Source organism: Saccharopolyspora galaxeae (assembly GCF_016526145.1).
Classification (GTDB): Bacteria; Actinomycetota; Actinomycetes; order Mycobacteriales; family Pseudonocardiaceae; genus Saccharopolyspora_C; species Saccharopolyspora_C galaxeae.
Genome location: NZ_JADDUE010000001.1, coordinates 671,156 through 697,184 on the forward strand (window position 1 = coordinate 671,156; position 26,029 = coordinate 697,184).

Sequence of the window (26,029 nt, forward strand, 5' to 3'; positions counted from 1 at the left end):
AGCGCGAACGGTGTGCGCGGGGTCAGTCGCCGCGGCGGATGGGGCCGAGGATGTCCTGCTCCTTGGGGTTCGTGACCAGCGTGATCGGGGCCCACATGTTGTTGCCGAGGGCGATCACTCCGTCGTCGGGGAGTTGGGTCAGCTGCTGGACGCGCGTCGAGGGATCGAAGTACCAGAAGCGGGCCGCCAGCTGCGCCTGCTGCAACGGCAACCGCTGCAGCAGCACCAGATCCGCGGTGTTCGTGGCCGTACCGCTGCCCGCCTGCGGGTGCAGGTAGGGCAGCACGTACATCGTGGTCTGCCACGGGGCGCGCGGCGGGAACAGCTCCTGCGGCACCGCACCGCCGTCGTGGATCATCAGCAGCGGCGCGTCCTCGGTGGGCCGCGGAAGGTCGTAGGGCTGCAGCTTGCGCAGCTGAACCAGCGGTACCTGGCTGCCGTCCGCGAGCTTGCCCGCCGCGTGCTCCACCGTCTTCCACGCCGCGGGCCTGCCGGTGGCGATGGTGACCCACGCGCCGGTGGCGATGGCGCGCAGCGCGATCTGCCGGGCCAGGTACAGCCCGCCGACGGTGACCACGCGGGTGGGGTCCGGGCGCAGGATCGAGGCGGTTACCGACTCGCCACGCGCGCCCTTGCCGATGACCATGCCGCCGCGGTCACCCGGCGGGCTCACCACGTCCAGCATCTCCGGGCGCACCAGGAACTCCGGTGCGGTGCCGTTGACGTTGCCCGGGGTGTCCAAGGTCCGGGTTCGGCTCATGCCGCACCTCCCAGCGGCAGCGTTCCGGTCAGCCCGGCCAGCTGCATCCCGCGCAGCGGGGTGAGGGTCAGGTTGAGCCGGTTGCTGATCTCGCGCAGTCGTTCGTCCGAAGCGTTCAGGGCCGAAGGGGTCCGGGCGCTGACCCGGACCAGGCCGCGCAGCCCGACCTCACCGTCCTCACCGGACGGTGCGATGGACATCGCGATGCTGGTGGACAGCGCCCGCACGCCGGTCAGTGCGTTGATGCTGTCGCTCATGTGGTTCGGCCAGCCGGTGATCGCGTAGCTGGAGTGCCCGACGCTGCCCGCGGTGACGCTGTTCCACCGCTCGGTCAGCCCGACCGGGCGCTGTTCGCGCAGCGAGTCGTTCAGCTCGGCCGAGGAGATGCCCGCCTGCAGCAGCTCGTCCGGGTCCAGCGGACGGGTTGGGATGCCGCATCCGCTGAGCGCGTTGCGCACCCGGGAGAGCGCGCCGATCAGCGCCCGGTGCGCACCGACCACGCCACCGCCGCGTTCGCCGACGGCCTTCGCGCAGCGCTGCGGGTCCAGCCGCACCGCCACCCACGTGCTGCGGCGCGCGGCCGCCGCGGTCGGCCCCACCATCTCCAAGTACGAGTTCAGCGCGGGGGAATCCGCGGGCAGCGACGAACTGCCGGGGTAGCAGTGCCAGATGACCTGGATCGCGTCCAGCACCACGCCGCGGTCCTCCAGGCAGGGCGCGAGCACGCCCAGCGGCAGGTTCAACGCGGTCTCGGTGGGCTTGAGCAGCGGCGGGGTGGGGTCGACCATCAGCACCGCGGTCCATTTGCCGTCGTGCCAGGCCAAACCGACGGGATTGCGGTCGTGGTCCCGGCCGCGCGCGACGACCAGGTCCTCGACGGCGATCCGCAGCAGCGCCACGCGGTGGTTCTCGTCCGGGCCGATGATGCCGTCGCCGTTGATGTCCTCGGCGAGTTCGCTGACGTCCGCGGACGGCGGTTCGGACCGGCGGGTGTGGCTGCGGGTGCGGTACTGCAGCACCAGTCCGAACCACTGGGTGAACCACCGCCCGCGCCTGCGCAGCAGCGCGATGATCAACGCGAGTCCGGCAACGCCCGCGGCCACCGGCCACAGCAGCTCGTTGAGCCACACCAGGATCAAGCCGATCGCCAGGCCGACCTCGATGACGACGATGTTGGCCACCGGCATCGCCCCGAGGCTCGCGCCGATGGTGCGCCGCCGCGCGCGGATGCGCGTGCGGGCGCCGCCGGGAGCGGAGGCGTTCGGCTGGGCCGGATGTTGCGTGCTGACGGACATCCGTTCGGTCTCTTCCCCTCGCAGGTAGTGCGCGCGGCGCGCTAACCAGGTCGTTCGGCGGCCGCGCGAAAGAATGCCCACGGACTCGGCGGATCGGACCCGTTCGCGGACTCTCGGCGGCTATCCTGCGGAACCGTACCTCGGACGGGAGAGCTGTAGGCGAAGAATGGCATCAACACCCACAACGAAGTCACAGGTCCAGGCGTACCGGTTCGTCCTTCGCCGCATGGAATCGGCACTGGTCCGCAAAGACGCCGTGATGCTGCACGATCCGATGGGTTCGCATAAGCGCGCGACCGTCGCGGGCGCGATCCTCGCCTGCATCGGCATCATCGGATTCCTGGTGTGGGGACTGTTCGGCGGCAAGGGTTCGGTGCCGCAGCCGGGCTCGATCGTGATCGGCAAGGACAGCGGCAGCGTGTACGTCGTCACCGCCGACCAGCAGGCGCAGAAGCGGCTGATCCCGATGCTGAACATGGCATCGGCGAAGCTGCTGGTGATGGCCCAGGGCGGTGGCCAGGGCGGGCAGGCGGTGCAGGCCACCACGGTGAAGGAGGCCGCGCTGGGCGAATTCCCGCGCGGGCCGCGCACCGGGATGGTCAACGCGCCGAACTACCTGCCGGACCCGAACAACATCGCCGATCCGTCCTGGGCGATCTGCGACGTGGGCCAGGTCGCCGACGACCTCAACGTCTCCGGCTCGGCGCGCCCGGCGAACGTGGAGACCACCGTCATCGGCGGGGATCCCAACCACGGCACCGAGTTGGCCGAGAACCAGTCGCTGTTCGTGCGGGACCAGGCGTCCGGGCAGGAATACCTGATGTACCGGGTGGACGGTGCGCCGGGCAACCCGAACACCCGCACGGTGAAGGCGAAGGTGGACCGCTCCGAGCGGGCCGTGATGGACATCTACGGGCTGAACGGGCAGACCCCGCGCACCATCAGCACGAAGATGCTCAACGCCGTCCCGGAGGTGCCGGAGCTGCGGATCCCGGAGGCGCCCAGCGGCACGGTCGACTACATGCAGAACTCCTACGACTCCGGTGACGTGGTCCGCCAGACCGTCGCGGGCAACCCGGACAAGTTCTACGTGCTGCTGCCCAGCGGGAAGCAGGAGATCAGCGCCGGTGCGGCCGCCGTGCTGCACGCGGACAAGCCGCGCTCGGAAGGCATTCCGAACGCCACCGGCACGATCACCGACGCGCAGTCCGCACCGGACGGGCAGCAGATGGCGCTGGAGACCTTCCCGACCGTGGTGCCGAAGCCGGTGCCGTTCCAGCAGGCCGACACGTCCTGCCTGAGCTGGCGCAACATCAACGGCGGGCAGCACATCACGGTCACCACGAACAAGGGCAGCCCGGCGAAGGCCGCGCCGGTGAAGCTGGCCCAGTTCGACGGGACCGGCCCGAACGTGGACTACTTCTACATGCCCGCTGGCAAGGCCGGGGTGGTGCGCGCGGCGTTCAACGAGCCGGGTGCCGAGTCCGGGCCGATCTACCTGGTGTCCGACCAGGGCGTGGTCTACGGCGTGAAGGACGGGAAGACGGCGCAGGGGCTGGGCGTGACCAACAACCCCGGGTCGATCAAGGCGGGGCCGGCGCGGATTCTTGGCACGTTGCCGCGCGGTGACTTCCTCGATCCGGCGCAGGCGAGCTTCGTCTACGACTCCATCCCGGTGCCGCCGGGCGGGGTGAACCGGCCGCCGCCGCAGGCGCAGCAGCAATCCGGCACTGCCGGGAGCTGACCGGAACGCTCTGGTCGTCCGCAGAATCCGCCCGCCGGCCCATCGGGTCGCGGGCGGATTTTTGCGCGGTGACCGCGATATGGGATCCGTGGTTTTCGGTGCATTGTTCGCGGCCGGGTCATCGTCAACGGCCGGGCGACATCCGATGCGTAACGAAAATGTGAACGCCGATTTTGCGCCGGGGCGTGAAGGCGTTTTGACACGCTCCGTCCGGAGCATTTCCACAAGGCGTGATGATTCGGCACCGAATCCCGGAGGAATGCGGTCGGGGGTTGCACTGCGCAGAACAAACGGCCCGGAACCATCCGCGCCAGGACGATTCCGGGCCGTTCGCCGGCCGTTCCGCGCCGCTACTCCGCGTCCTGCCCTGCTTCCCGCGCCCGCACGGCGCGCCGCGCGCGCACCAAGAACGCCGTGAACAGCACCGCTCCGATGCCGCCGAGCGAGCCGCCGAAGGCGATCGTCAGCGCGAGCCAGTTCGGCTGCGGGATCACGTCCGCTCCGAGCCGCGCGGGCTTGACCGGCGCGGGCCGCTGGCCGTGCTCGGCGGGGATCACGTTGTCCAGCGCGGCCATCGGGTCGATCAGGCCGTAGCCGACGATGTCGTTGCGGCCGTTCGGCCCGCCGGGGCTCAGCGCGGTCTTCTCGATCCGGTCCATCACTTCGCCCGCGGACAGCTCGGGGTGCTTCTGCTTGATCAGCACCGCCAGCCCGGAGACGTAGGGCGCGGCGAAGCTGGTGCCCTGGATCGGGCCCGGCTGGCCGCCCTGCCCGGTCGCGAGCTGGTTGACGACCGTGGTGCCGCCCTTGCCCGGGTCGAGCCCGGTGAGGTTCTCGCCGGGCGCTGCGACGTCCACCCACGGGCCGGGGACGGTGAACTCCGACGGCTGGCCCTGCTGTCCGACCGACCCGACCGTGAGCACGTACTTGTCGAACCAGGCGGGCAGCACCGCGGTGGTCGGGGAACCGGACGGGTTCTTCTGGCAGCTGTCCTGCGTGTTGCCCGCAGCAGCGACGACGACGATGCCCTTGTCGTAGGCGTTCTTGACCGCGTTGCCCAGTCGGTTGTTGTGGTCGCCGAGGTCCGCCATCGCCTGCGCCATCGGCTGGCAGGACGACTGCGAGATGTTGATGACGCTGACGTTCTGGTCGACGGCGTGCTGCACGGCCTGCGCCATCGACTGCGTGTCGCCGACCGTCTTGTTCTGCTGCTTGTCCTGGAACAGCTGGGAGGACTGGCGGATCGACATGATCGTCGAATCGGGCGCCACTCCGGTGAATCCCGTCTCGGGGGAGTCGGAGGCCCCGATGATCCCGGCGACCACGGTGCCGTGGCCGTCGCAGTCGGAGTTCGCCCCGCCGTCCGGCACGGCGCTACCTCCGCCGCCGTTCAGCTGCAGCCGCGGATGCGGGTTCACGCCGGTGTCGATCACCGCGACCGTCGCGCCGGAGCCGGTGTAGCCCTGCTCGTGCGCCCGCTCGAAACCGAGCGTGCGCTGGCTCCACGGCTTCTCCTGAACCGAGGTGCCGCCGCTGTTGGGCTGCATGCAGCCCTGCGCGGCTTCGTAGTTCCCGGTAACCCCGAGCGGCCCGCTGGGCGGGGTGGCGGGAGTCAGCTCCGGCGGCTGGAAGTCCAAGGGGTCCTCGGCGGAGGCGGGCATCGCAGGGCCGAACACCGTCACGCCCACTACCGCCGACAGCGCCAGCGCGCGCCGCAACGACCGGTTGGTGCGGCTGGTCATCAGAACGAGAGGTTCAGGTCGCGGACCGCCATGTACAGGTCCATGACGCCGAGTGCGAGCGGCAGCACCAGCGCGATCAGCACCGCCTCCAGGATGTCCACCGTCCGCCGCTGCACCGGCGAGAACCGCCGGTTCGGGAACACCACGCCGAACACCAGCGCCAGCACGCCGAGCAGCAGCAGCGGCGGGAACACCCCGGCCACCCAGACCGGCTGCTGCGCGACCATCACCAGCAACCCGGCGGTGACGCCGAGCGCCGCGAGCAGACCGGTCAGCAGCAGCGCCACCGCTTGACTGCCGTTGGCGTAGTTGCGGCCGCGCAGCAGCAGCACCGCGGACACGACCACGGCCAGCAGCGGGCCGAAGACGCCGTGCTCGGACGTCACGGCCGCGAGGATCGCGCCGAGCGCCGCGGTCAGCCCGCAGCCGATGATCAGCCCGGTCATGTACTGGTGCGCCAGCCCGGTGCGGCGCTCGATCATCCGGTAGTCCGGGAAGCCCGCGTCCTCCTTGAGGTCTTCGGCGTTGCCCGGCACGTGCGGCAGCGGCAGCTTGGCGAGCTGGATGGTCAGCCGCGGCAGCAGCGAGATCCCGGCGAGCCCGACCGCGGCGGCGCCCGCGGCGACTCCGGCAGCAGTGGCTTCCCGCGGCAGCAGCGTCGCGACGATGAACGCCAGCACGCCGAACGAGGACACGGTGGCCGCGGCGATGAACGTGACCACGCCGGTGCCGATCACCATCAGCGAGATCGACGCGAAGATCAGCACCAGCGCGCTGGCCAGCAGCAGGCCCGGCCGCAGGCTGTCGCCGAACGGAATGGCGTTGAGCCCGGCCACGAACGCCATCGGCAGCCCGCCCGCCCCGGCGATCACCGTGCCGGTGGTGGGGGCGCCGTAGGCGCGGGCGACGATCGAGCCGATGCCGGTGGCGAACACCGCAACGAACAGCGCCACGACAGCCGTGACGATGTGGAACAGCAGCCCGCCGGTGACGCTGGTCAACCCCAGCGCCGCGGCCGCGCCGACCATCGCCAGCGCGCCCGCGGTGTGCCCGATCTTGTTCGCGGTCTCCTTGGTCCACGGCCGGTAGCTGCCCGGCTCGGCCTCGGCGAGCGCGTCGACCACGTCGTCGTACAGCGGCGGGGGCGGATTGTCCGAACGACGCCGCAGTTGCAGCAGGTCACCGTCCACAATGCCCAGCGAGGCCAGCGTCTGGCTGTTGTCCAGCGGCTCGTCGCCGAGCTTGGCCAGGCACCACCCGCCGTGCCGCGAACCGCCGTCGGGTGCGGTCTCTCGGGACATGTCCAGCAGCATCGGCAGCAGATCCGCCACCGCGACATCGGCGGGCAGCGCCAAATCGATGCGAGTGTTCGGCGCCACCACTGTCACGCGGCTGAACACCGTGGTCCCGGTAGCCACTCCAGGCCCCCTACTTCCTAGGTCCGTGCATTCCGCTCGCTCCACGAAGGACGGTCGGTTTCTCGCCGAAAGCGGCCCGCCCGGCCGCGAAGCGCCCCTAGTATGGCCGCACCGACCGCGAGCGGGTGAAGGGTTTGGTCCAACTCGTGCCAACACGTTGATATCCGGTTGGTCACGAGCACGGTCGAGTCCCGGGGTTCCGCGGACGGCGCCGCCGCGGGCAGTGCAGAATGCCGCCCGCGGTCCGCGGCCGCCGCGCCCGGCCGCACGCATTGCCACGAGAAGGAAAGGTTGTCGCCTCCGGTGAGCACGCTGCAGTTCAAGCGAATGCCGCGACTGGCCGCTCCGAGGCCACCGGGTGGGGAGGTGCACCTCGAACCACCGCCGGAGATTCCGCGGGTGATCCCGGGCAACATCGTCCAGAAGGTGCTTCCGGGCGTCATGATCGTGGCATCGCTCGGGATGATGGCGTTCATGCTTCAGCGGGCCAAGGACAACCCGATGATGATGATGATGCCGATGATGATGCTGGTCAGCACCGTCGGCATGATGGCTGGTGGCGGCCGGGAAGGCGGCCAGAAGAAGGCCGAGATGAACGAGGACCGCAAGGACTACCTGCGCTACCTCGGCCAGATGCGGGAACGCGCCAGGGAAGCCGCCGACGAGCAGCGGCTGGCCCGCGAGTGGGTGCACCCGGACCCGCAGACGCTCTGGTCCATTGCGGACGGTTCCCGCCGGATGTGGGAGCGGCGCCCGAACGACAACGACTTCTGCCAGGTGCGCGTGGGCCGCGGTTCGCAGCGGCTGGAGACCCGCCTGGTGCCGCCGCAGACCGGCCCGGTCGAGGAGCTGGAGCCGATCACCACGCTGGCGCTGCGCCGGTTCGTGCGCGCGCACTCGCTGGTGTCCGGCCTGCCGATCGCCACCTCGCTGCGCGGGTTCGCCGCGGTCGGGCTGCAGGGCGAGCGCGAGCTGGCGCGCGGGCTGGCGCGGGCGATGCTGACCCAGCTCGCCACCTTCCACACCCCCGACGACGTGATCATCGCGGTCGCCTCCAGCGGCCGCTCGCGCAGCGAGTGGGACTGGGTGAAGTGGCTGCCGCACGCCCAGCACCCCACCGAGACCGACGGCATCGGCCCGATGCGGCTGATGGCCGGTTCGCTGCGCGCCATCGAGGAGATGCTCGGCGAGGAACTCGCCGACCGCCCGCGGTTCCAGCGCAACGCGGCTCCGCCGGAGGGCCGCCCGCACGTCGTGATCCTGCTCGACGACGCCGAGATCAGCCGCGAGGAGCAGATCGTCGTCGAAGGCGGCATGGCAGGCGTGACGCTGATCGACCTCACCGACGTGCTCGGCCAGCTCACCGCGCGCCGCGGGATGCGGATCGTGGTGGAGCCGGACCGGATCGGCGCCCGCGGGCAGAACAGCGTGGAGTGGTTCGGCGAACCGGACTCGCTGACCATGGCGGAGGCCACCTCGGTGGCCCGGATGATGTCGCCGTACCGGGTCCCGAGCGGAGCCGCGGCAGTGGAGGACGACGGCGCGTTCGAGCCGCTGAAGACCCCGCTGAACTACATCGAGCAGCTGGGGCTGGCGGGCGACCCGGTCACCTTCGACCTGAACGAGGCGTGGCGGCCGCGTCCGCGCGAGGACCTCTACCGGGTCGCGATCGGACCCGGTGAGCAGGGCGAGATCGTGCACCTGGACATCAAGGAGACCGCCTACGGCGGCATGGGCCCGCACGGGCTGTGCATCGGTGCGACCGGCTCCGGCAAGTCGGAGTTCCTGCGCACGATCGTGCTCGGGCTGCTGGCGACGCACTCCTCGGCGGCGTTGAACTTCGTGCTGGTCGACTTCAAGGGCGGTGCGACGTTCAACGGTTTCGAGACCGCGCCGCACGTCTCGGCCAGCGTCTCCAACCTGGGCGACGACGCCACGCTGGTGGACCGGATGCAGGCCGCGCTGGACGGCGAGATGAACCGCCGCCAGGAAGTGCTGAACAAGGCGGGCGCGCGCAACGTCTGGGACTACCGCAAGCTCTACGAAGCCGGTGACGACAACGCGCAGGAGCCGATGCCCGCGCTGTTCGTGGTGATCGACGAGTTCAGCGAGCTGCTCTCGCAGAAGCCGGACTTCGCCGAGCTGTTCACCATGATCGGCCGGCTGGGCCGGTCGCTGCAGGTCCACTTGCTGCTGGCCTCGCAGCGGGTGGACGAGGGCAAGCTGCGCGGTCTGCAGGCGCACCTGTCCTACCGGGTCGGGCTCAAGACCTTCGACGCTTCGGAATCCCGTGCGGCGATCGGGATGCCGGACGCCGCGGACCTGCCCGCCGACGGTGGGCACGGCTACCTCAAGCATCCCGAGGGCATGGACCGCTTCCGCGCCGCCTACGTCTCCGAGCACGACCACCAGACCAGCGGCCGGCGTCCGATGGGCATCGCGGCCTCGCCGGTCACCGGCGAGAAGCGGCCGCGGGAGTTCACCCCGGAATACGTGGAAAAGCCTCCGGAACCGGAGACCCCGGTGGTCGAGGAGCCCAAGGAGACCAAGGACGACACCGCTGCCCCGACCGACTTCCAGCTGGTGATCCGCAAGGTCGAGGGCGCGGGCCCGCCCGCGCACACGGTCTGGCTGCCGCCGCTGGACGCACCGCCCACTTTGGACGGTCTGCTGCCGCCGCTGCAGGCGACCGACGACCGCGGCTACACCGCAGCCGGGTCGTTCAACAGCGGGCGGTTGCAGGTGCCGGTCGGGCTGATCGACGTGCCGTACCACCAGCGCCAGGACTCGCTGACGCTGGACCTGGCGGGTGCCCAGGGGCACGGCGCGGTCGTCGGCGGCCCGCAGGCGGGCAAGTCCAACCTGCTGCGCACCATGATCACTTCGATGGCGCTCACGCACACCCCGCAGGAGGTGCAGTTCTACTGCATCGACCTCGGTGGCGGTGCGCTCTCGGCGCTGCGGAACCTGCCGCACGTCGGCGCGTTCGGCAGCCGCCGCGATCCGGACACGGTGCGCCGTACGATCGCCGAGATCAAGGCGCTGATGACCGCGCGGGAGGCCCGGTTCCAGGAGACCGGCCTCGACTCGATGAGCGATTTCCGCGCCCGCAAGCAGCGCGGCGAGCTCACCGACGACCCGTACGGCGACGTGTTCCTGATCATCGACGGCTGGGAGGCGTTCCGCGCCGAGACGGAGTTCGAGCCGCTGGAACCCGAGATCAACAACCTCGCGCAGCAGGGCTTGGCGTTCGGCATCCACGTGTTCCTGTCCGCGAACCGGTGGTCGGGCATCCGCCCGGTGCTCAAGGACAACCTCGGCACCCGGCTGGAGCTGCGGCTCGGCGATCCGGGCGAGTCGGAGGTGAACCGCAAGGTCGCCCTGACCGTTCCGGAAGGACGGCCCGGACGCGGTCTGCACGCGTCCCAGCTGCACTTCCTGACCGCGCTGCCGCGGGTGGACAGCGAGAAGCTGGGTGACCGCATCCCCGTGGAGCGCAAGCGCGCGGAGGAGGCCAGGAAGCGCGGCGCGGACGAGGCCGAGCGCACGCCGCGCCCCGGCTGGCAGCTCTACAACGACGACCTCGCCGACGGGGTCGCCGACCTGGTCAACCGGGTGAAGAGTTCGTGGAAGGGTCGTCCGGCGCCGCAGGTCAGGCTGCTGCCGGAGCTGCTGCCGTACGAGCAGCTGCCGACGCTGGAGCAGCAGCCCCGGCCGCACCTGGTGCCGATCGGCATCAACGAGGACGGGCTCAACCCGGTCTACCTGGACTTCAAGGCGGAGCCGCACTTCTACGCCTTCGCCGAGCGGGAATCGGGCAAGACTTCGCTGCTGCGCACGATCGTCCGCGGCATCACGACGCGCTACACGCCGCAGGAGGCGCTGATCCTGCTGGTCGACGTGCGCCGCACGATGCTCGGGTTCATCGACTCGCCGCACCTGATGGAGTACACCGTCACGACCGAGCAGCTCAAGAACAACGTCCGCGACGTGGCCGCGGCGCTGAAGAAGCGGATGCCGGGTCCGGACGTGACCCAGCAGCAGCTGCGGGACCGGTCCTGGTGGACGGGTCCGGAGCTGTTCGTCGTGATCGACGACTACGAGCTGGTCTCGCCGCAGGGCAACAATCCGCTGACGCCGTTGCAGGAGTACGTCGCCCAGGCCACCGACGTGGGCCTGCACATGATCATCGTGCGGAACTCCGGCAATGCGGGTCGCGCGCTGTTCGAGCCGATCATCGGCAAGATGCGGGAGGTTTCCGCGCCGGGTCTGGCGATGAGCGCCAACAAGGACGACGGGCAGCTGGTCGGCAACATCAAGTCGCGGCAGCTGCCGCCGGGCCGGGGCACCTTGGTCAGCAGGCGGCTGCGGACGCCGCAACAGATTCAGACCGCGATGATCCGCCCGGAGTGATCGCCGGACCGGATCGGGCAATACCACGGACCTCCCTCGCCGATCGGTGGGGGAGGTCCGCCGTTCCAGGCGTGCGGAACGCGAAATCATGACACGATCGAGCGAAGATCTTGCTCCGATGTAACACTTAAACTGTGTCCATGTCGGACACACCGCGAGCTCGTGCTCTGGGAAAGGAATTACGCTCCGCACGGGCGGAGTCCGGGTTGACGATGCGCCAGGTCGGCAGCTTGATCGGCTGTTCGGAAGCAAAGGTCAGCCGGCTGGAGACCGCCCGGCGCAGACTGTCCCCGCCCACCGTGCGCGCGTTCCTGGACGCGCTCGACGTGCGCGGCGGGGAACGGGACCGGCTGCTGCGGATGGCGCACGACATCGATCGCACCGCCTGGTGGGAATCCGGCGGCGGGCTGCCCGCGCAGCTCACCGAACTCGCCGACGCGGAAAGCCGCGCGGTGCGCATCACCGAACTGTCCGAAGTGCTCATTCCGGGGCTGCTGCAGATCCCGGAGTACTCCCGCGCGCTGTTCGCCGCGACCGAAGTGGAACCGCAGCACCGCGACCGGCTCGTCGCGGCCCGGCTGGCGCGCCAGCAGATCTTGAACGAGCCGGAACCGGTGCGCTACCTGGTGCTGCTGGACGAGGCGGCGCTGCGCCGGGCGGTCGGCGGCAGGCTGGTGATGGCCGACCAGTTGCGCGCGGTGCTCAAAACGGCCCGGCTGCCGAACGTGACGCTGCAGGTGATGCCGTTCTCGCTCGGCGCGCACACCGGGCTGGACGGCCCGTTCCTGCTGCTGGAGTTCGAGCGGAGCAAGCCGCTGGTGCACTTGGAGCAGCGGCGCTGCGGCGCATTCCTCGATGCTCCGGAAGATGTCACCCCGTTCCAGCGCGCTCGCTCTACGCTGTGCCGGACCGCGATGAGCCCGGCGCGTTCGGCCGACCTCGTCGCGGCCTATGCCGATGCGTACGAGCGTGAGGAGGACACCGGTGATGGGCGGCGGGAAGCGCTGGCGGAAGTCGAGCTACAGCGGTAGCCAGTCGGCTTGCGTGGAGGTCGGCGGCGTGGCGGCGGTGGTCCGCGTCCGGGATTCCAAGGACCGTTCCGCGGTGTTGCGCTTCCGCCGCGAGCAGTGGCGCAGCTTCGTCGCCGACCTCAAGCGGCGCGAATCGCCGTTTCCCGCGCGGCGCATTGCCGCAGTTCTGCGCGCGAATGCGCCCGCACCGTTTTGCAGCGGCACACCGGGAGCGGACGTCAAGCGATCTGTGTGAATGCCACCCGATCGAGGGCAGATTGTTGAAGTGAGCGCACCCTCGGCACCTAGGCTGCTTCGGTGAATTCTGATCGGGGGGGAGTTCAACTCGGGCAAAGTTCCGTTCCCGTCGGCAAGCCTGCCTGCCGCCGAAGACACCGCCGCTGCAGCGTCCGGGTCGGAGGTTCGGCCGGTGGCGCGTGAAGGAGTTGTTGGTGTCCCTGCACGTCTCGGTCGACTTCGGCACCTCCAGCACTTGCACCGTGGTCTCCGCGGGCGGCGGTGAGCCGCAGGTCGTGGCCATCGACGGCCGCCCGCTGGTGCCCTCCGCGGTGTTCGCGGCGGCCGACGGCACGCTGTTCGTCGGCAACGAGGCGGAACGGCAGGCCGCGGTCGACCCGTCCCGCTTCGAACCGCATCCCAAGCGGCGCGTGGACGAGGGCGAACTGCTGCTGGGCAGCACCGTGCTGCGGGTCGGCGACGTGGTCCGGTCGGTGCTGCAGCGCGCTGTCGGCGAAGCCCGCAGGTACGCGGGCGGTGCGGCGGTGGAGCTGCTGGTGCTGACGCATCCGGCCGATTGGGGTTCGGTGCGCGCGGGCGTGCTGCGCCAAGCCGCGGCAGGGCTGGCGCAGCAGCTCGTGCTGGTGCCGGAGCCGGTGGCCGCGGCGGTGTTCCACTCCTCCGGCTGCGGTCGGACCGGTTACGGGCAGGCCGGTTGCGGCGGCGCCGGCTACGGCCTGCCGGACGGCGGTGCGCTGGCGGTGCTCGACTTCGGCGGCGGCACCGTCGACGCCAGCGTGGTGTGCAAGCAGGGCCGGTCGTTCCGGGTGCTGGCGACCAAGGGCGACCCGAACTACGGCGGCGCCGACATCGATCAGGCGCTGCTGGAGCACATCGGCGGTGTCGTGTCCGGAATGGACCCGGCGGCCTGGCAGCAGCTGGTGGCGGGCCGCGAAATGGCCGACCGCCGCCGCAGGCGGGTATTGCGCCAGGACGTGCGGGGTGCGAAGGAGACGCTGTCCCGGCACACCTACACCGACGTGCCGATGCCGCCGCCGTTCTCCGACGCGCACCTCACCCGCGCCGATCTGGAGCGGCTGGTCGCCGCGGCGCTGGCCAAGGCGGTCGACCTGGTTCCGGCGACGCTGCGCGAGGGCCGGGTCCCGCGTTCCCGGCTGGCCGGGGTCTTCCTGGTCGGCGGTTCCAGCCGGATTCCGCTGGTGTCGCGGCTGATCCACGAGCGAACCGGCGTGCTGCCGACCACTTTGGACCAGCCCGAGACCGTGGTCGCGCGCGGTGCGCTGCGCGCGGTGCGGCTCGATCCGGAACGAGCCGGCGGCCTGGCGCCCGCCGGGGCGCATCGCGGATCCAACGCCCCGACGGTGCGCAAGTACCCGAACTCGCCCGCGGGCGTTGCGCAGACCGCTGCGCAGGTGGCCGCGCCCGCGCCACCGCCGGTGCAGCCGGACGACTCGCTCAGCCGAGCGTCCACAGTGGTCATCGGCGGCAGCGATCAGACCCGCCCGGTGCTGCGGTGGCCCGCGGCGCAGCAGCGCAGGCGCGCCGTGCAGTGGCGGGGAAAGGCGCTGCCCCGGGTGCTCGGCGGCGGCGCCGCGTTGCTGGGCGTCGCCGCGATCGTGGCGGCCGCGCTGCTCTCGCCGGGTTCCGGCGGACGGGCCCAGCAGCCTCCGGCGGAGCACATCGCGCAGTACGAGTATTCCTTCGACTACCCGGCGCAGTGGCAGCAGACCGGCGGAGACCCGAACCTCTGGCAGACGATCGTCGCCCCGGGCCCAGGTCGCGACGACCGGATCGTGGTGCAGGAAGGCGACCTCGGCTACGACACCGGGGCGGATCGGGCGCGGGCGGTGCGGGACCTGCGCGCGCAGTACGACCGGTTCGTCGCGCAGGGCAAGCCGTTCTCCGCTTTCGACGGCGATGTTTCGTTCGCCGGGCGCAACGCGGTGTACTACCGCGAAGACCTCGCGGGCACGACAGCGGAATGGTTCGTGCTGCACCAGGGCCGGTTCCAGGTCAGCGTCGGCTGCCGCTACACCGCCGCGGCCGAACAGGAGGTGCGGCGCGGCTGCGAGCAGGTCGTCTCCTCGCTGCGGGTGCCCTGATCGTCTGCCGGCGAGTACGCGGCCGTTGCGCAGAGGTTTCCGAGCGTTCGGTTCACCATCGCGAATCACTCCTGCAAATAGCGTCCATGAATCCGTTGTGCGCGGCACCTTTCCCGTTCGCGAATGCCTTGGTGGACCGCGGAAATCGGCGATGGCGTTCACAGCCGCAACTGTTTGGGCACAAGCGGGGACAACGCGGAACCGGGCATGGCAACCTCTCCGTCGTAGATGCATCGATCTTCGGGCGACGTTTGAAGGAGACCTGCGGTATGAGCGGATTTGAAGCCGACGCACAGCAGATGGAGACGGCTGCGAGCCAAATCGAAGAGGTCCGCAGCAACGTCGACCACGCGGTGAAAACGCTGCACGGCCAGATCGAGCCGGTGATGGCGGGCTGGGAAGGGCAGCCGGCGATCGTCTTCCGCAGGCTGATGGAGCGTTTCCAGCAGAACGCGGACACGATCAACCGGAAGCTCGGTGAAATCGGGGAGGCCGTGCAGATCTCCGGCAAGGAGTACGACAAGAACGAGCAGGAGCAGGCCGACCAGATGTCCCGGATCGAGGGCTTGCTCGAAGGCTGAGGGGCTTCGAACTTCCTGGTCCGATTCACCGACTACGTAACGTGCGAGGATAACTCATGATCAAGGTCAATTTCGCGCAGCTCAGCCAGGCATCGGACGACCTGGGCGCGGTGTCCCGCAAGATCCAGGCGGAGCTGGACGAGCTGGAGCAAAAGCTCAAGCCGCTGGTCGAAACCTGGAGCGGTGGTGCGATGGAGGCGTACAAGGGTGCGCAGCAGGAGTGGGACCAAGCCGCCAGGGAGATGGTCGAGACCGCCGCGAAGATGGGCGTGGCCGTCAACACCGCCAACGAGGCGTACCAGGCCGGCGAGCGGAAGAACGTGGGCAGGTTCTGAGGATTCCCGGGGACGTCGGCCACCGACGGTAGCCGATGTCCCACCGCACGCCGACCCCGCGGGCTGGACGCCCCGGGGTCGGCGGCGTCCGGTAGGCGGGTGTCCGCTCGTCCCGTGGTGCCGGGTAGCATCTCGGTCGGCGACGAGGCGGGCGTTCCGATGTGGTCGGCGAGCCCGGACTGGCGCGGCAGTGCGATCCAGGCCAAGCGACCCCGTTCGATCCGGCTTCGCGCCACCGAGTACCCTGATTGTTTGTTGTGCGGTGCGCGACTGCGGTGTTGGAGCGGTGACCGGACCCAGCGGAACGCCAGGCGTTGGCCGAGGCGGCGCCGGGGGAGCAGGTCTCCGGTGAACACCCAGGACGTGCCGGTTCCCCGGCCCGGCCGGGGCATCCGACCCGGCACGGTTCCGATGGGCTTCCCGGAGGAACACGGGGTCCGCACCGAGATTCCGACGCGAACGACGACGAGGTAGATCCGTGCGCACGTACAGCCCGAAGGCCGGTGAGGTGACCCGCGCCTGGCATGTCATCGACGCCGAGGACGTGGTGCTCGGCCGGCTGGCCACCCAGGCCGCCCTCCTGCTGCGGGGCAAGCACAAGCCGATTTACGCCCCCCACATGGACACCGGCGACTTCGTCGTCATCGTGAACGCCGAGAAGGTGGCGCTGACCGGGAACAAGCGGGAGCAGGCGTTCCAGTACCGGCACAGCGGCTACCCGGGCGGGTTGCGCAAGCAGTCCTTCGGCCAGGTGCTCGAGTCGCACCCGGAGCGGCTGCTGGAGAAGGCCATCAAGGGGATGCTGCCGAAGAACAAGCTCGGCCGGGCGATGAGCAAGAAGCTCAAGGTCTACGCCGGACCGGAGCACCCGCACGCGGCCCAGAACCCGCAGCCGTACCAGATCAACGCGAAGGTCGAGAAGTGACTGAGGGACCCGAGGACCAGCCCGTGACCACGCCCGCCGCGGAGGAGACTCCGCTGTCCGAGACCGTCGGCGACAGCGTCGGCGAGATCTTCGCCGAGGAGGAGGCCCCGCGCGAGGTCGCGCCGATTCCGGCCGGCCGCCCGGTGCAGACCGTCGGTCGCCGCAAGCAGGCCATCGTGCGCGTGCGCCTGGCGCCGGGCAGCGGCGGTTTCAAGCTGAACGGCAAGGCGCTCGAGGACTACTTCCCGAACAAGGTGCACCAGCAGATCATCAAGGAACCGCTGACGCTGGTGGACCGCGCCGAGGGCTTCGACGTGACCGCGAACCTGCGCGGCGGCGGCCCCTCCGGGCAGGCCGGCGCGCTGCGCATGGCGATCGCCCGCGCGCTGTCGCAGCTGGACGGCGATGACCGTCCCGCGCTGAAGAAGGCCGGGATGCTCACCCGCGACTCGCGGGCCAAGGAGCGCAAGAAGTACGGCCTCAAGAAGGCGCGCAAGGCTCCGCAGTACAGCAAGCGCTGACCTTTCGTACGATCCACGGGAGCAGTCGCGGCGTCGCACCCGGCGCCGAGGCTGCTCCCGTGGTGTTTGTGCCCGGCCGGTGCCGGGCTCGGCCTGCCGTCGACCCAGGAGGTTTCGCTGCCCATGTCCCGGCTGTTCGGCACCGACGGGGTCCGCGGTCTGGCGAACGCGGATCTGACGCCGGAATTGGCGCTGGCGGTCTCGGCGGCCGCCGCCCGCGTGCTCTACGACCGGGACGACTCCCGCCGCCGGGTCGCGGTGGTCGGCCGGGATCCGCGGGCGAGCGGGGAGATGCTGGAGGCCGCCGTCACGGCCGGGCTGGCCTCGGAGGGCATGGACGTGCTGCGGGTGGGCGTGCTGCCCACGCCCGCGGTGGCCTACCTGGTCGGTGAGCTGGGTGCGGACATCGGCGTGATGATCTCCGCTTCGCACAACCCGATGCCGGACAACGGGATCAAGCTGTTCGCCGCAGGCGGGCACAAGCTGCCGGACCTGGTCGAGGACGAGATCGCCGACCGGCTCTACGAGCAGGTGCAGCGTCCTACCGGACAGCACGTCGGCCGGGTGCGCGACGTGCCGGACGCGGTGCAGCGCTACGTGGACCACCTGCTGATCGCGACGCCGCAGCGGCTGGACGGCATCAAGGTCGTGGTGGACTGCGCGAACGGCGCCGCTTCGGTCCCCGCGCCGGAGGCGTACAGCAGGGCGGGCGCCGAGGTCGTGGCGCTGCACGCCGAGCCGGACGGCCTGAACATCAACGACGGTGTGGGCTCGACGCACCTGGACGCGGTGCGCGCCGCCGTCGTGGAGCACGGCGCCGACCTGGGCATCGCGCACGACGGGGACGCGGACCGCTGCCTGGCGGTGGACGCGGAGGGCACCGTCGTGGACGGCGACCAGATCCTGGCGATCTTGGCCGTGGCGATGAAGGAGGCCGGCGAACTCGCCGACGACACCTTGGTCGCCACCGTGATGAGCAACCTCGGCCTGCACCTGGCGATGCGGGAGCACGGCATCAAGCTGCGCACCACCGCGGTCGGCGACCGCTACGTGCTGGAGGAGCTGCGCGCGGGCGGGTTCTCGCTGGGCGGTGAGCAGTCCGGGCACGTGGTGCTGCCGGGCCACGCGACCACCGGCGACGGGCTGCTCACCGCGCTGCGCGTGATGGGCCGGATGGCGGCCACCGGCGGCACGCTCACTTCGCTGGGCACCACGATGCACCGGTTGCCGCAGGTGCTGGAGAACGTGCGAGTCGTGGACAAGTCGGTGGCGGTGTCCGCGCCGACGGTGACGCAGGCCGTCGCGGACGCCGAGGCCGAACTGGGTGAGCAGGGCCGGGTGCTGCTGCGCCCCTCCGGCACCGAGCAGCTGGTGCGGGTGATGGTGGAGGCGCCGAGCGAGGAGATCGCGGACGCGACGGCGCGGCGGATCGCCGAGGTCGTTGCTGCCATCCGGTGATCTTGTGATTTAGGTCTCCGTTGCGCGGCGCAAGTGTGAGATGCTGCTCACATGGGTGCCATCGTCGTCGCCATAGTCGCAGTCGCGGCCGTCCTGCTGGTCGGGGCCATCATCGTGCTCGGCACGTTCGCGATCTTCGGGTCCAAAGCCATCAACGCAGTGCACGATGGCGGTCAGTGGTGGGTGAACCGCCGTCAGCGCCGCAGGCATTGAGCGGGGTGCGGTGATGCGCGGAGGAGCCTTCGGCGACCTGCTCATCGTGGTCGTGCTTCCGCTGGCAGCGATGCTGCTGTCGGTGCTGCTGACCTACTTCCTGACCGTGGGCTGAGCCGCTGCGTGCGGAAGGCCGCGAGCCGGTTGGCTCGGCGGCCGATTCTTGTTGTGCCCATCGACCGGGCCGCGTTCGCGATTGCAAGTGTTCTGCCCGACTCGCCTCCATCGCCGGCGCACCGCTGCCAGGATGCGTCGATCGAATTCGCCGCGACCGGCCGGTGGAGGGCAGCCGTGACGACGGGAACGGGCACTTCGGGCCAGGACGTCCAGCGCGCGGCGCAGGCGTTCGCGGACGCGGCTGGGCGAATTCGCGCGCAGGCCGAGCAGATCGATGCGTGCGGGGCCGAGCCGGATCCGGCGGGCCGCCAATTCGGGCCGGAAGGTTCGGCGTACCGGGAGGCGATGCGCCGGCTCGGCGCGAACGTCCGAGCGTTCGCGGAGCGGAGCGACGAGTTCGCCGCGGCTTTCCGGACGGTCGCCCGCCGGTATTCCGAAATCGACCGGGCCGGGGCGGACGAGCTCGGGAAGGTGCGATGACCGGGCCGATGCGCGGGTTCGACGCAGCCGGGCGGCGGTTGAACGAGGCCGGGGTCGTGCGCACTTCCGACGAACTGCTCGACGATGGCGCGCACGGTCTCCGGTTCTTCCGGGAATTCTTGCCGCTGCTGGCGGAGTGGACCGAGCAAGAGCTTGGATTCGACCGCCATGTCCTGGAAAGGTACGACCGGCTGCGCGGTATCGACTTCGGCGCGTTCCGGGAGGACGCGCGGCTGCTCGATGCGGTGCACCGGGCGTTGCTGGCGGACTACGAATTGATCAACGGTGAGTTCCGCGCTGCGTTGCGGACCTGGGAGGGTGAGGCGGCGGAGTCCGCGGCGGCGAGCATCGATGAGCACACCGGCGCGGGCAGTGCCGTGCTGGACGAGCTCGCGGCGTTCGGCGGGGCGATCCCGCCGGTGATCGACGGCATCGAGCGGGCCGTGCGCGAGTACGCGAGGTTCGTGCTGGACCTCGCCGCGGACATGGAGTGCGCGGGCAGAACGACGGACGGGACCAGGGCCGAGATCCGCAAGGCGCGCGGAGATCTGCAGGTCGCCGATCTGGCGCGGGTGGACGACGTGTTCACCGGTGCGTTCTCCGGCTACGCGCCGAGCGCGAAGGACTTCATCGCCGGGAAAGGCCCGGTGCCCGGGATCCCGGGAGCGAAGAAGGCGTGCGACGAGCTGCGGCGGAATGTGGTCGAAGAAGCCGCGAAATGGCTCGACACCGCTTTCGAACCGGAGTTGCAGGCGAAGTTGCGGCAGTTCGAGCAGCAGAGCGGCAGCACGCAGGAGTGCGTGCAACGGGCGTACGACCAGTTGCTGAGTGCTGTGGAGATCAGCGAGAACCCATTTCGCCGGGTCGGCGTCCGACCGGCCGAGCACACCGCCGATTCCGCTGCTGCGGGAGGCGAGGACCGGCCTGCTGGAACGACACCGCAGTCGGCGGAATCGAGCCCGGATGGCGAGCCGGTGCGGGCTGGGGACGGTCCGGTCGCCGGCACGGGTGAGCCGGGTCCGGCCTCGACCGCTCCGCAATCCGCGGGCTCGGACTCGATGAGCGACGTGGGAGGCAGCGTGCAGAGCACGTTCGCCGACCTGTCGCAGCGCCTGTTCGCCGGCGGTCTCGCGCCGGAGCAGGGCCTTCCTGAGCAGGGGCATTCCGTCCCGTTCGGCGGCCCGCCGCCGCACAGCGGCGCGATCGGGCTCGCCACCGCGGACCAGTCCGGGACCGGCGGTTCGCGAGGGGCGACGGGGTTCGCCTCGATCTCCGAACCGGAGGAGGCGCGCAGCGAGCAGCAGTCCGCGGGCTCCTCCGCCGGAACGATGGGCGCCGGAACGATGGGCGCCGGAATGCTGGGCTTGGGGACCATGGCCGATGACCAGGCAGGCGACCAGGAGCGCCCTGCCGGTGATCGGCGTGCGGAGGCGTGGTTCGACGTCGCCGGTCCGGGAACGACGCCGGTCTTCGGCGAAGATCGGGAGTGACGCGAGCGTGGTGTTGCTGAACCAGCGGGTCGCCGACGAGATCACCAGCTTGGTCGCCAGGCACCGCTACGGCATCGAGGACGGCCGGGACGCGGTGCGCTCGGCCGAGCAAGCCGCGGCCGAGCGGAACGCGCAGCTGCGCGCGGAAGCCGCCGAGCGGCGCGCGGGCCTTCCCGAGCTGGGCGCGCGGGCTCACGAGCAGCGGGACCGCCAGGACGTCGAGCGCCCCGCAGCAACGCCCCGGCGACCGGTGTTCGAGGACGACGAAGACTTCTCGGCCGGGTCCTGGCTGCGCTGACCCGCCCGTCGGGCACGAGCCGCCGGAAAGCCTTCAGGCCGCGCCCGCGCGGGTGCCGGACGTCCGGCTGCGGACCTGGTCGATCGCGGTCCCGGAGACGTCGTTGTCCAGCAACACGTCCCCGCGCTTGTCCCCGGTCAAGGTTCGCAGCAGGAACGCGGTGAGCAACGCCCGGGACAACCGCCGCGTGCCCCACTCGGACTTGCCGTGCAGCAGCAGCTCGCTCCAGTGCCGCCCGTCGGTGTAGCCGAGGTGGCTGGCCTTCTTCAGCTCGCGCAACTGCACCGGCCCGCCCCAGGTGGCGGCGATCGGCTGGGCGTTCGCGACCGCGGGCGCCAGCAGGTCGTTGCCGCCGGTCAGGTGCAGGCCGGGCACGGTCACCCCGGACGCGGCCGCTACCGCGGACGGCGCGGTCTCGGTGACCGCGAACGTGCCGACCGCGCGGACCCGGCTGTCCTCGGCGGCGGCGAGCACGGCGCTGCCGCCGCCCATCGCGTGCCCCGCGACGGCGAGCCGGTCGGCGTCGACGCTGATCCCGCCTTCACCGAGCCGCACGCCGACGCAGATGTCCAGCGCGGTCCGCAGGTCCGCGGCGAACAGCCGGTGCGAGGCCAGCGGCCCGCGCTGGGTGCCGGGAGCGGCGGCGACGATGCCCCACGAGGCGAGGTGCCGCAGCAGCGACCCGTACCGGCGGGGTGATTGCAGCCACCCGTGCCCGAACGCGACGGCGGGCAGCCCGCGGCCGCTGCGCGGGGTGCACACCACGCCGGGCATTCCGACCAGCGCGAGGTCGCCGTGCAGCACCTCGTGCGGTCCGCGATGGGCCAGTTCTTCCAACGCCTTCTTGGCATTCCGCGCCATGGTCGGTCACGGTAGCCGACGAGCCCCCCGCACCGCCGCAGCCACGGTCCGGCCCGCGCGGGCGCCCGCCCGTTCTGAGCGGTTCCAGCGCGGTGGCTACGCTGGCTCGAGTGTGCGGGATCGTGGGTTACGCAGGACATCGGCAAGCACTGGACGTCGTGCTGGACGGGCTCAGACGGCTGGAATACCGCGGGTACGACTCCGCGGGAGTAGCGATGCTCGACGGCGCGGGAGGGCTCGCGGTCGAACGCGCCGCCGGTGCGCTGTCCAATCTGGAGAGCAAGCTGGCCGGGCTGGACGGAGCCCGGTTCACCGCCACCAGCGGCATGGGCCACACCCGGTGGGCCACGCACGGTGCGCCGACCGACCGCAATGCGCATCCGCACCAGGACACCGCGGGCAAGGTCGCGGTGGTGCACAACGGCATCATCGAGAACTTCGCCGTGCTGCGCGCCGAGCTGGAGGCCGCCGGTGTCGAGATGACCAGCGAGACCGACACCGAGACGACTGCGCACCTGGTCGCCGCCGCCTACTCGGCAGGCCCCGGCGCCGGTGACCTCAGCGCGGCGGTGCGCGCGGTGGCCGCTCGGCTGGAGGGCGCGTTCACGCTGGTCGTCACGCACGCCGACGAGCCGGGCAAGATCGTCGCGGCGCGCCGTTCGTCACCGCTGGTGGTGGGCGTCGGCTCCGGGGAGAACTTCGTGGCCTCGGACGTCGCGGCGTTCATCGAGCACACCCGGGACGCGGTGGAGCTCGGCCAGGACCAGGTGGTGACGATCACCCCGGACGGCTACCGGGTGACCGACTTCGCGGGCGAAGAGGTGCCTGCCAAACCGTTCACCGTGGACTGGGATCTGTCGGCCGCCGAGAAGGGCGGGCACGACTACTTCATGCTCAAGGAGATCGAGGAGCAGCCGGAGGCGCTGCAGAACACGCTGCGCGGGCACTTCGCCCGCGGCGGGGTGGTCCTCGACGAGCAGCGGATGACCGAGCAGGACCTGCGCGACATCGACAAGGTCTTCGTGGTGGCCTGCGGCACCGCGTACCACTCGGGCCTGCTGGCGAAGTACGCGATCGAGCACTGGTGCCGGATCCCGGTGGAAGTGGAGCTGGCCAGCGAGTTCCGCTACCGCGACCCGGTGCTGGGCCGCGACACGCTTGTGGTCGCGATCTCGCAGTCCGGCGAGACCGCGGACACCTTGGAGGCGGTGCGGCACGCGCGCACCCAGCGCGCCCGCGTGCTGGCGATCTGCAACACCAACGGCGCGCAGATCCCGCGCGAGTCCGATGCGGTGCTCTACACCCACGCGGGTCCGGAGATCGGGGTTGCGGCGACGAAGACGTTCCTGGCGCAGATCACCGCGAACTACCTGGTGGGCTTGGCGTTGGCGCAGGCTCGGGGCACGAAGTACTCCGACGAGGTGGCCCGCGAGTTCGACGAGCTGGCCGCGATGCCGGAGGCGGTGCGCCGCGCGCTGTCCACTGTGGAGCAGATGCGCGAGCTGGGGCGTGCGCTGGCGAACTCCAAGGCGGTGCTGTTCCTCGGGCGGCACGTCGGCTATCCGGTGGCGCTGGAAGGCGCGTTGAAGCTCAAGGAGCTCGCCTACATGCACGCCGAGGGCTTCGCCGCCGGGGAGCTCAAGCACGGCCCGATCGCGTTGATCGAGGACGGCCTGCCGGTGGTGGTGGTGATGCCTTCGGCGAAGGGCCGGGCGCTGCTGCACTCGAAGATGCTGTCCAACATCCGCGAGATCCAGGCGCGCGGGGCGCGCACCATCGTGATCGCGGAGGAGGGCGACGAGGCGGTGCGCCCGTTCGCCGACGAGCTGGTGGAGATCCCGGCGGTGGCGACGCTGTTGCAGCCGCTGGTCTCGACGGTTCCGCTGCAGGTGCTGGCCGCCGAGATCGCGCGTGCCCGCGGCTACGACGTGGACAAGCCCCGCAACCTCGCCAAGTCCGTCACCGTCGAGTGAGCTAGCCGACCGCGTTCGGCGTGCGTCGCGCCCGACGCACCGCGACGTCACTTGATCGATGTGATCGGTTGGGAGTGAACGACTCGTCGGTCCGGCTAGATTGGTCGATCGGTCGCTCCGATCAACTCGGCCGGATCGAGCGATGTGCGGGGCGTGTCGGCACGGCTCCGGCGCTCGCCGTTGATCAGCGGGGCCGGGGGTGCCGGTGGTAGCTCCGGGAAATCCGGTCGGACGGTCCGTTCACCGGCGAACCTCGGGAGGTCGTGCGTGCAGGGAGTGTGGACCCCGGAACAGATCCGGGCGGCCGAAGCCGAGCTGTTCGGCGAGGTCCCGGAACCGGTGGTGATGCGCCGGGCGGCCTACGCGGTCGCGCTGCACGGCTCGCGGCTGCTGGCCGAGTCGTGCGGGACGACATCGGGCAGGCACGTGACGCTGCTCGTCGGCGGCGGCAACAACGGCGGTGACGCGCTGTGGGCCGGGGTGTACCTGCGGCGCCGCGGCGCCGGGGTCACCGCGGTGCTGCTGTCTCCGGACAAGGCTCACCCGGAGGGCCTGGCTGCGCTGCGCCGCGCGGGCGGCCGGGTCGTCGAAGCGGAAGGTCCGGGTGCGGACACCGCCGGTATCGGCGCCGGCGCGGCGGACGCGGTGCAGCGCGCGGACCTGGTGGTCGACGGCATCGTCGGGCTCGCCGCGCACGGCGGCCTGCGCCCGGTGGCGGCCGAGCTGGTCGAGCGGGTCACCGTCCCGATCGTGTCCGTCGACCTGCCCAGCGGTGTCGACCCGATCACCGGTGCGGTCGACGGGCCCGCGGTGCCGGCGGAGCTGACGGTGACCTTCGGCGGCCGCAAGCCGTGCCACGTGCTCAGCGGCGGTGCGGTCCGGTCCGGTTCGGTCGCCGTCGCCGGGATCGGCGTGGACGAGCACCTGCCCGCGCCGGAGCTGTACGTGCTCGAGCGCGCGGACGTGGGCGCCTACTGGCCGATCCCGTCGCCGGCGGACGACAAGTACTCCCAGGGCGTGGTGGGCGTCGCGGCCGGTTCGGCGACCTTCCCCGGTGCCGCGGTGCTGGCCGCCGGAGCCGCGGTGCAGGCGACCTCCGGCATGGTGCGCTACGCCGGTCCGGCCGCGGACGTGGTGCGTTCGCACTGGCCGGAGGTGGTGGCGACCGGCTCGGTCACCGATGCGGGCCGGGTCCAGTCGTGGGCGGTCGGACCGGGCGTCGGCACCGGCGGCAGCGGCCGCGAGGTGATGCGGTACGTGCTGGAGTCCGGCAGGCCGGTGTGCGCGGACGCGGACGCGATCACGCTGCTGGCGGAGGACTCGACGCTGTGGGACTCCCGCGACCCGGAGACCCCGCTGGTGCTCACGCCGCACGACGGTGAGTTCGCGCGGCTGGCAGGCGACGTGGGTGCGGACCGGGTCGCCGCCGCGCGCGACGCCGCGCAGCGCTTCGACGCGGTGCTGCTGCTGAAGGGCAACACGACGGTGATCGCGGCGCCGGACGGGCGGGTGCTGGTGAACGCTTCGGCGCACGCTTGGCCGGCGACGGCCGGTTCGGGCGACGTGCTGACCGGGTTGATCGGTGCGCTGCTGGCTTCCGGGATGGATCCGTGGCTGGCGTGCGGCTGCGCTGCGCACCTGCATTCGGCGGCTGCCGAGCTGGCCGCGTTCGGCGGCGCGGGGCAGGCCGCGCCTTCCGCGGAGGGCGCCGCGCCCATCGGTGCCTCCGCGCTGCTGTCCGCGGTGCCCGCCGCCATCCGCGAGGTCCGCGCCGCCGCCTGACCGGGCTCGGTCCGCAACGGAAGCTCGGCCCGACACGCCCGGACGCCACCTGTTCAGCGGCGGATCTTGCCGAGTGAACGGACCGCTGGTCCGAATAGATCGGGCGAACGGTCCGCTCGCTCGGACCTGGCCGGGGGTGCCGACACGCGCGGGCGCCACCCGCTGAGCGCGGTCTTTCGTGGAGTGAACGAACCGCCGGTCCCAGTGGATGGGCGAGCGGGCGGCGAAGAGCCCGGGGACGCGCCTTGCCGGC

21 protein-coding genes are annotated in these 26,029 nt (G+C 71.1%); 16 read left to right on the plus strand and 5 right to left on the minus strand.

Annotated features, from left to right (window positions below):
• Window positions 1-22: 22 nt before the first annotated feature.
• Both INP57_RS03020 and eccE read right to left on the minus strand, forming a co-directional pair.
• A complete protein-coding gene (locus tag INP57_RS03020) occupies window positions 23-760 on the minus strand; it encodes a hypothetical protein (RefSeq protein ID WP_200068420.1) in 738 nt (245 codons plus the stop codon).
• Entirely contained in the window at window positions 757-2,055 is a 1,299-nt protein-coding gene (gene eccE, locus INP57_RS03025; RefSeq protein WP_200068421.1) for a type VII secretion protein EccE, read from the minus strand. Before eccE ends, INP57_RS03020 begins: the two co-directional genes overlap by 4 nt.
• A gap of 166 nt (window positions 2,056-2,221) precedes the next feature.
• Here eccE and eccB point away from each other — a divergent pair, with 166 nt between their 5' ends.
• A complete protein-coding gene (eccB, locus tag INP57_RS03030) occupies window positions 2,222-3,799 on the plus strand; it encodes a type VII secretion protein EccB (protein WP_200068422.1) in 1,578 nt (525 codons plus the stop codon).
• 350 nt (window positions 3,800-4,149) lie between these two features.
• Here eccB and mycP read toward each other — a convergent pair whose 3' ends face one another.
• Window positions 4,150-5,541, minus strand: coding sequence for a type VII secretion-associated serine protease mycosin (mycP, locus tag INP57_RS03035; RefSeq protein ID WP_200068423.1), 1,392 nt, complete (start codon window positions 5,539-5,541; stop codon window positions 4,150-4,152).
• Window positions 5,541-6,959: a type VII secretion integral membrane protein EccD gene (gene eccD / locus INP57_RS03040; RefSeq protein ID WP_200068424.1), complete on the minus strand. Its 1,419-nt coding sequence runs from the start codon at window positions 6,957-6,959 to the stop codon at window positions 5,541-5,543. The genes mycP and eccD overlap by 1 nt, the downstream gene beginning before the upstream one ends.
• A gap of 303 nt (window positions 6,960-7,262) precedes the next feature.
• Here eccD and eccCa point away from each other — a divergent pair, with 303 nt between their 5' ends.
• From eccCa to INP57_RS03105, 13 genes are all read left to right on the plus strand, one after another.
• On the plus strand, window positions 7,263-11,372 hold the full coding sequence (gene eccCa / locus INP57_RS03045; protein ID WP_200068425.1) for a type VII secretion protein EccCa: 4,110 nt from the start codon (window positions 7,263-7,265) through the stop codon (window positions 11,370-11,372).
• A 140-nt stretch (window positions 11,373-11,512) separates the two neighbouring features.
• Window positions 11,513-12,403 (plus strand): helix-turn-helix domain-containing protein, encoded by an 891-nt coding sequence (locus INP57_RS03050; protein WP_200068426.1) that lies wholly within the window; start codon window positions 11,513-11,515, stop codon window positions 12,401-12,403.
• A gap of 28 nt (window positions 12,404-12,431) precedes the next feature.
• Window positions 12,432-12,638: a DUF397 domain-containing protein gene (locus INP57_RS30255; protein WP_307849875.1), complete on the plus strand. Its 207-nt coding sequence runs from the start codon at window positions 12,432-12,434 to the stop codon at window positions 12,636-12,638.
• A 196-nt stretch (window positions 12,639-12,834) separates the two neighbouring features.
• A complete protein-coding gene (locus INP57_RS03060; protein WP_200068428.1) occupies window positions 12,835-14,742 on the plus strand; it encodes a type VII secretion-associated protein in 1,908 nt (635 codons plus the stop codon).
• A gap of 269 nt (window positions 14,743-15,011) precedes the next feature.
• A complete protein-coding gene (locus INP57_RS03065; protein WP_200068429.1) occupies window positions 15,012-15,323 on the plus strand; it encodes a WXG100 family type VII secretion target in 312 nt (103 codons plus the stop codon).
• A 56-nt stretch (window positions 15,324-15,379) separates the two neighbouring features.
• A complete protein-coding gene (locus tag INP57_RS03070) occupies window positions 15,380-15,658 on the plus strand; it encodes a WXG100 family type VII secretion target (protein WP_200068430.1) in 279 nt (92 codons plus the stop codon).
• Window positions 15,659-16,136: 478 nt separating this feature from the next.
• Complete coding sequence (gene rplM, locus INP57_RS03075) at window positions 16,137-16,583, plus strand: 50S ribosomal protein L13 (protein ID WP_200068431.1); 447 nt, start codon at window positions 16,137-16,139, stop codon at window positions 16,581-16,583.
• Between the two features lie 86 nt (window positions 16,584-16,669).
• On the plus strand, window positions 16,670-17,104 hold the full coding sequence (rpsI, locus tag INP57_RS03080) for a 30S ribosomal protein S9 (protein ID WP_295140260.1): 435 nt from the start codon (window positions 16,670-16,672) through the stop codon (window positions 17,102-17,104).
• Window positions 17,105-17,227: 123 nt separating this feature from the next.
• Complete coding sequence (gene glmM / locus INP57_RS03085) at window positions 17,228-18,562, plus strand: phosphoglucosamine mutase (RefSeq protein ID WP_200068432.1); 1,335 nt, start codon at window positions 17,228-17,230, stop codon at window positions 18,560-18,562.
• A 51-nt stretch (window positions 18,563-18,613) separates the two neighbouring features.
• Entirely contained in the window at window positions 18,614-18,775 is a 162-nt protein-coding gene (locus INP57_RS03090; RefSeq protein WP_200068433.1) for a hypothetical protein, read from the plus strand.
• Window positions 18,776-19,066: 291 nt separating this feature from the next.
• Window positions 19,067-19,372 carry a type VII secretion target gene (locus tag INP57_RS03095; protein ID WP_200068434.1) on the plus strand — a complete coding sequence of 102 codons (306 nt, stop codon included), beginning with the start codon at window positions 19,067-19,069 and terminating at the stop codon, window positions 19,370-19,372.
• Window positions 19,369-20,862 carry a hypothetical protein gene (locus INP57_RS03100; protein ID WP_200068435.1) on the plus strand — a complete coding sequence of 498 codons (1,494 nt, stop codon included), beginning with the start codon at window positions 19,369-19,371 and terminating at the stop codon, window positions 20,860-20,862. Before INP57_RS03095 ends, INP57_RS03100 begins: the two co-directional genes overlap by 4 nt.
• 7 nt (window positions 20,863-20,869) lie before the next feature.
• Complete coding sequence (locus tag INP57_RS03105) at window positions 20,870-21,160, plus strand: hypothetical protein (protein WP_200068436.1); 291 nt, start codon at window positions 20,870-20,872, stop codon at window positions 21,158-21,160.
• A gap of 33 nt (window positions 21,161-21,193) precedes the next feature.
• Here INP57_RS03105 and INP57_RS03110 read toward each other — a convergent pair whose 3' ends face one another.
• Window positions 21,194-22,021, minus strand: coding sequence for a dienelactone hydrolase family protein (locus INP57_RS03110; RefSeq protein WP_200068437.1), 828 nt, complete (start codon window positions 22,019-22,021; stop codon window positions 21,194-21,196).
• Between the two features lie 110 nt (window positions 22,022-22,131).
• On the opposite strand from INP57_RS03110, the gene glmS reads away from it, so the two are divergent.
• Window positions 22,132-23,994: a glutamine--fructose-6-phosphate transaminase (isomerizing) gene (gene glmS / locus INP57_RS03115; protein ID WP_200068438.1), complete on the plus strand. Its 1,863-nt coding sequence runs from the start codon at window positions 22,132-22,134 to the stop codon at window positions 23,992-23,994.
• Window positions 23,995-24,261: 267 nt separating this feature from the next.
• The gene (locus tag INP57_RS03120; protein WP_200068439.1) at window positions 24,262-25,776 is read left to right on the plus strand and encodes an NAD(P)H-hydrate dehydratase; all 1,515 of its coding nucleotides are present in this window, start codon (window positions 24,262-24,264) and stop codon (window positions 25,774-25,776) included.
• The last annotated feature ends 253 nt before the right edge of the window (window positions 25,777-26,029 follow it).

Excerpts from the sequence above, each read along its gene's own strand:
- INP57_RS03020 (WP_200068420.1), bottom strand. The coding sequence starts at position 760 with ATGAGCCGAACCCGGACCTTGGACACCCCGGGCAACGTCAACGGCACC.
- eccE (WP_200068421.1), bottom strand. The coding sequence starts at position 2,055 with ATGTCCGTCAGCACGCAACATCCGGCCCAGCCGAACGCCTCCGCTCCC.
- eccB (WP_200068422.1), top strand. The coding sequence starts at position 2,222 with ATGGCATCAACACCCACAACGAAGTCACAGGTCCAGGCGTACCGGTTC.
- mycP (WP_200068423.1), bottom strand. The coding sequence starts at position 5,541 with ATGACCAGCCGCACCAACCGGTCGTTGCGGCGCGCGCTGGCGCTGTCG.
- INP57_RS03050 (WP_200068426.1), top strand. The coding sequence starts at position 11,513 with ATGTCGGACACACCGCGAGCTCGTGCTCTGGGAAAGGAATTACGCTCC.
- INP57_RS03065 (WP_200068429.1), top strand. The coding sequence starts at position 15,012 with ATGAGCGGATTTGAAGCCGACGCACAGCAGATGGAGACGGCTGCGAGC.
- INP57_RS03070 (WP_200068430.1), top strand. The coding sequence starts at position 15,380 with ATGATCAAGGTCAATTTCGCGCAGCTCAGCCAGGCATCGGACGACCTG.
- glmM (WP_200068432.1), top strand. The coding sequence starts at position 17,228 with ATGTCCCGGCTGTTCGGCACCGACGGGGTCCGCGGTCTGGCGAACGCG.
- INP57_RS03090 (WP_200068433.1), top strand. The coding sequence starts at position 18,614 with ATGGGTGCCATCGTCGTCGCCATAGTCGCAGTCGCGGCCGTCCTGCTG.
- INP57_RS03100 (WP_200068435.1), top strand. The coding sequence starts at position 19,369 with ATGACCGGGCCGATGCGCGGGTTCGACGCAGCCGGGCGGCGGTTGAAC.
- INP57_RS03110 (WP_200068437.1), bottom strand. The coding sequence starts at position 22,021 with ATGGCGCGGAATGCCAAGAAGGCGTTGGAAGAACTGGCCCATCGCGGA.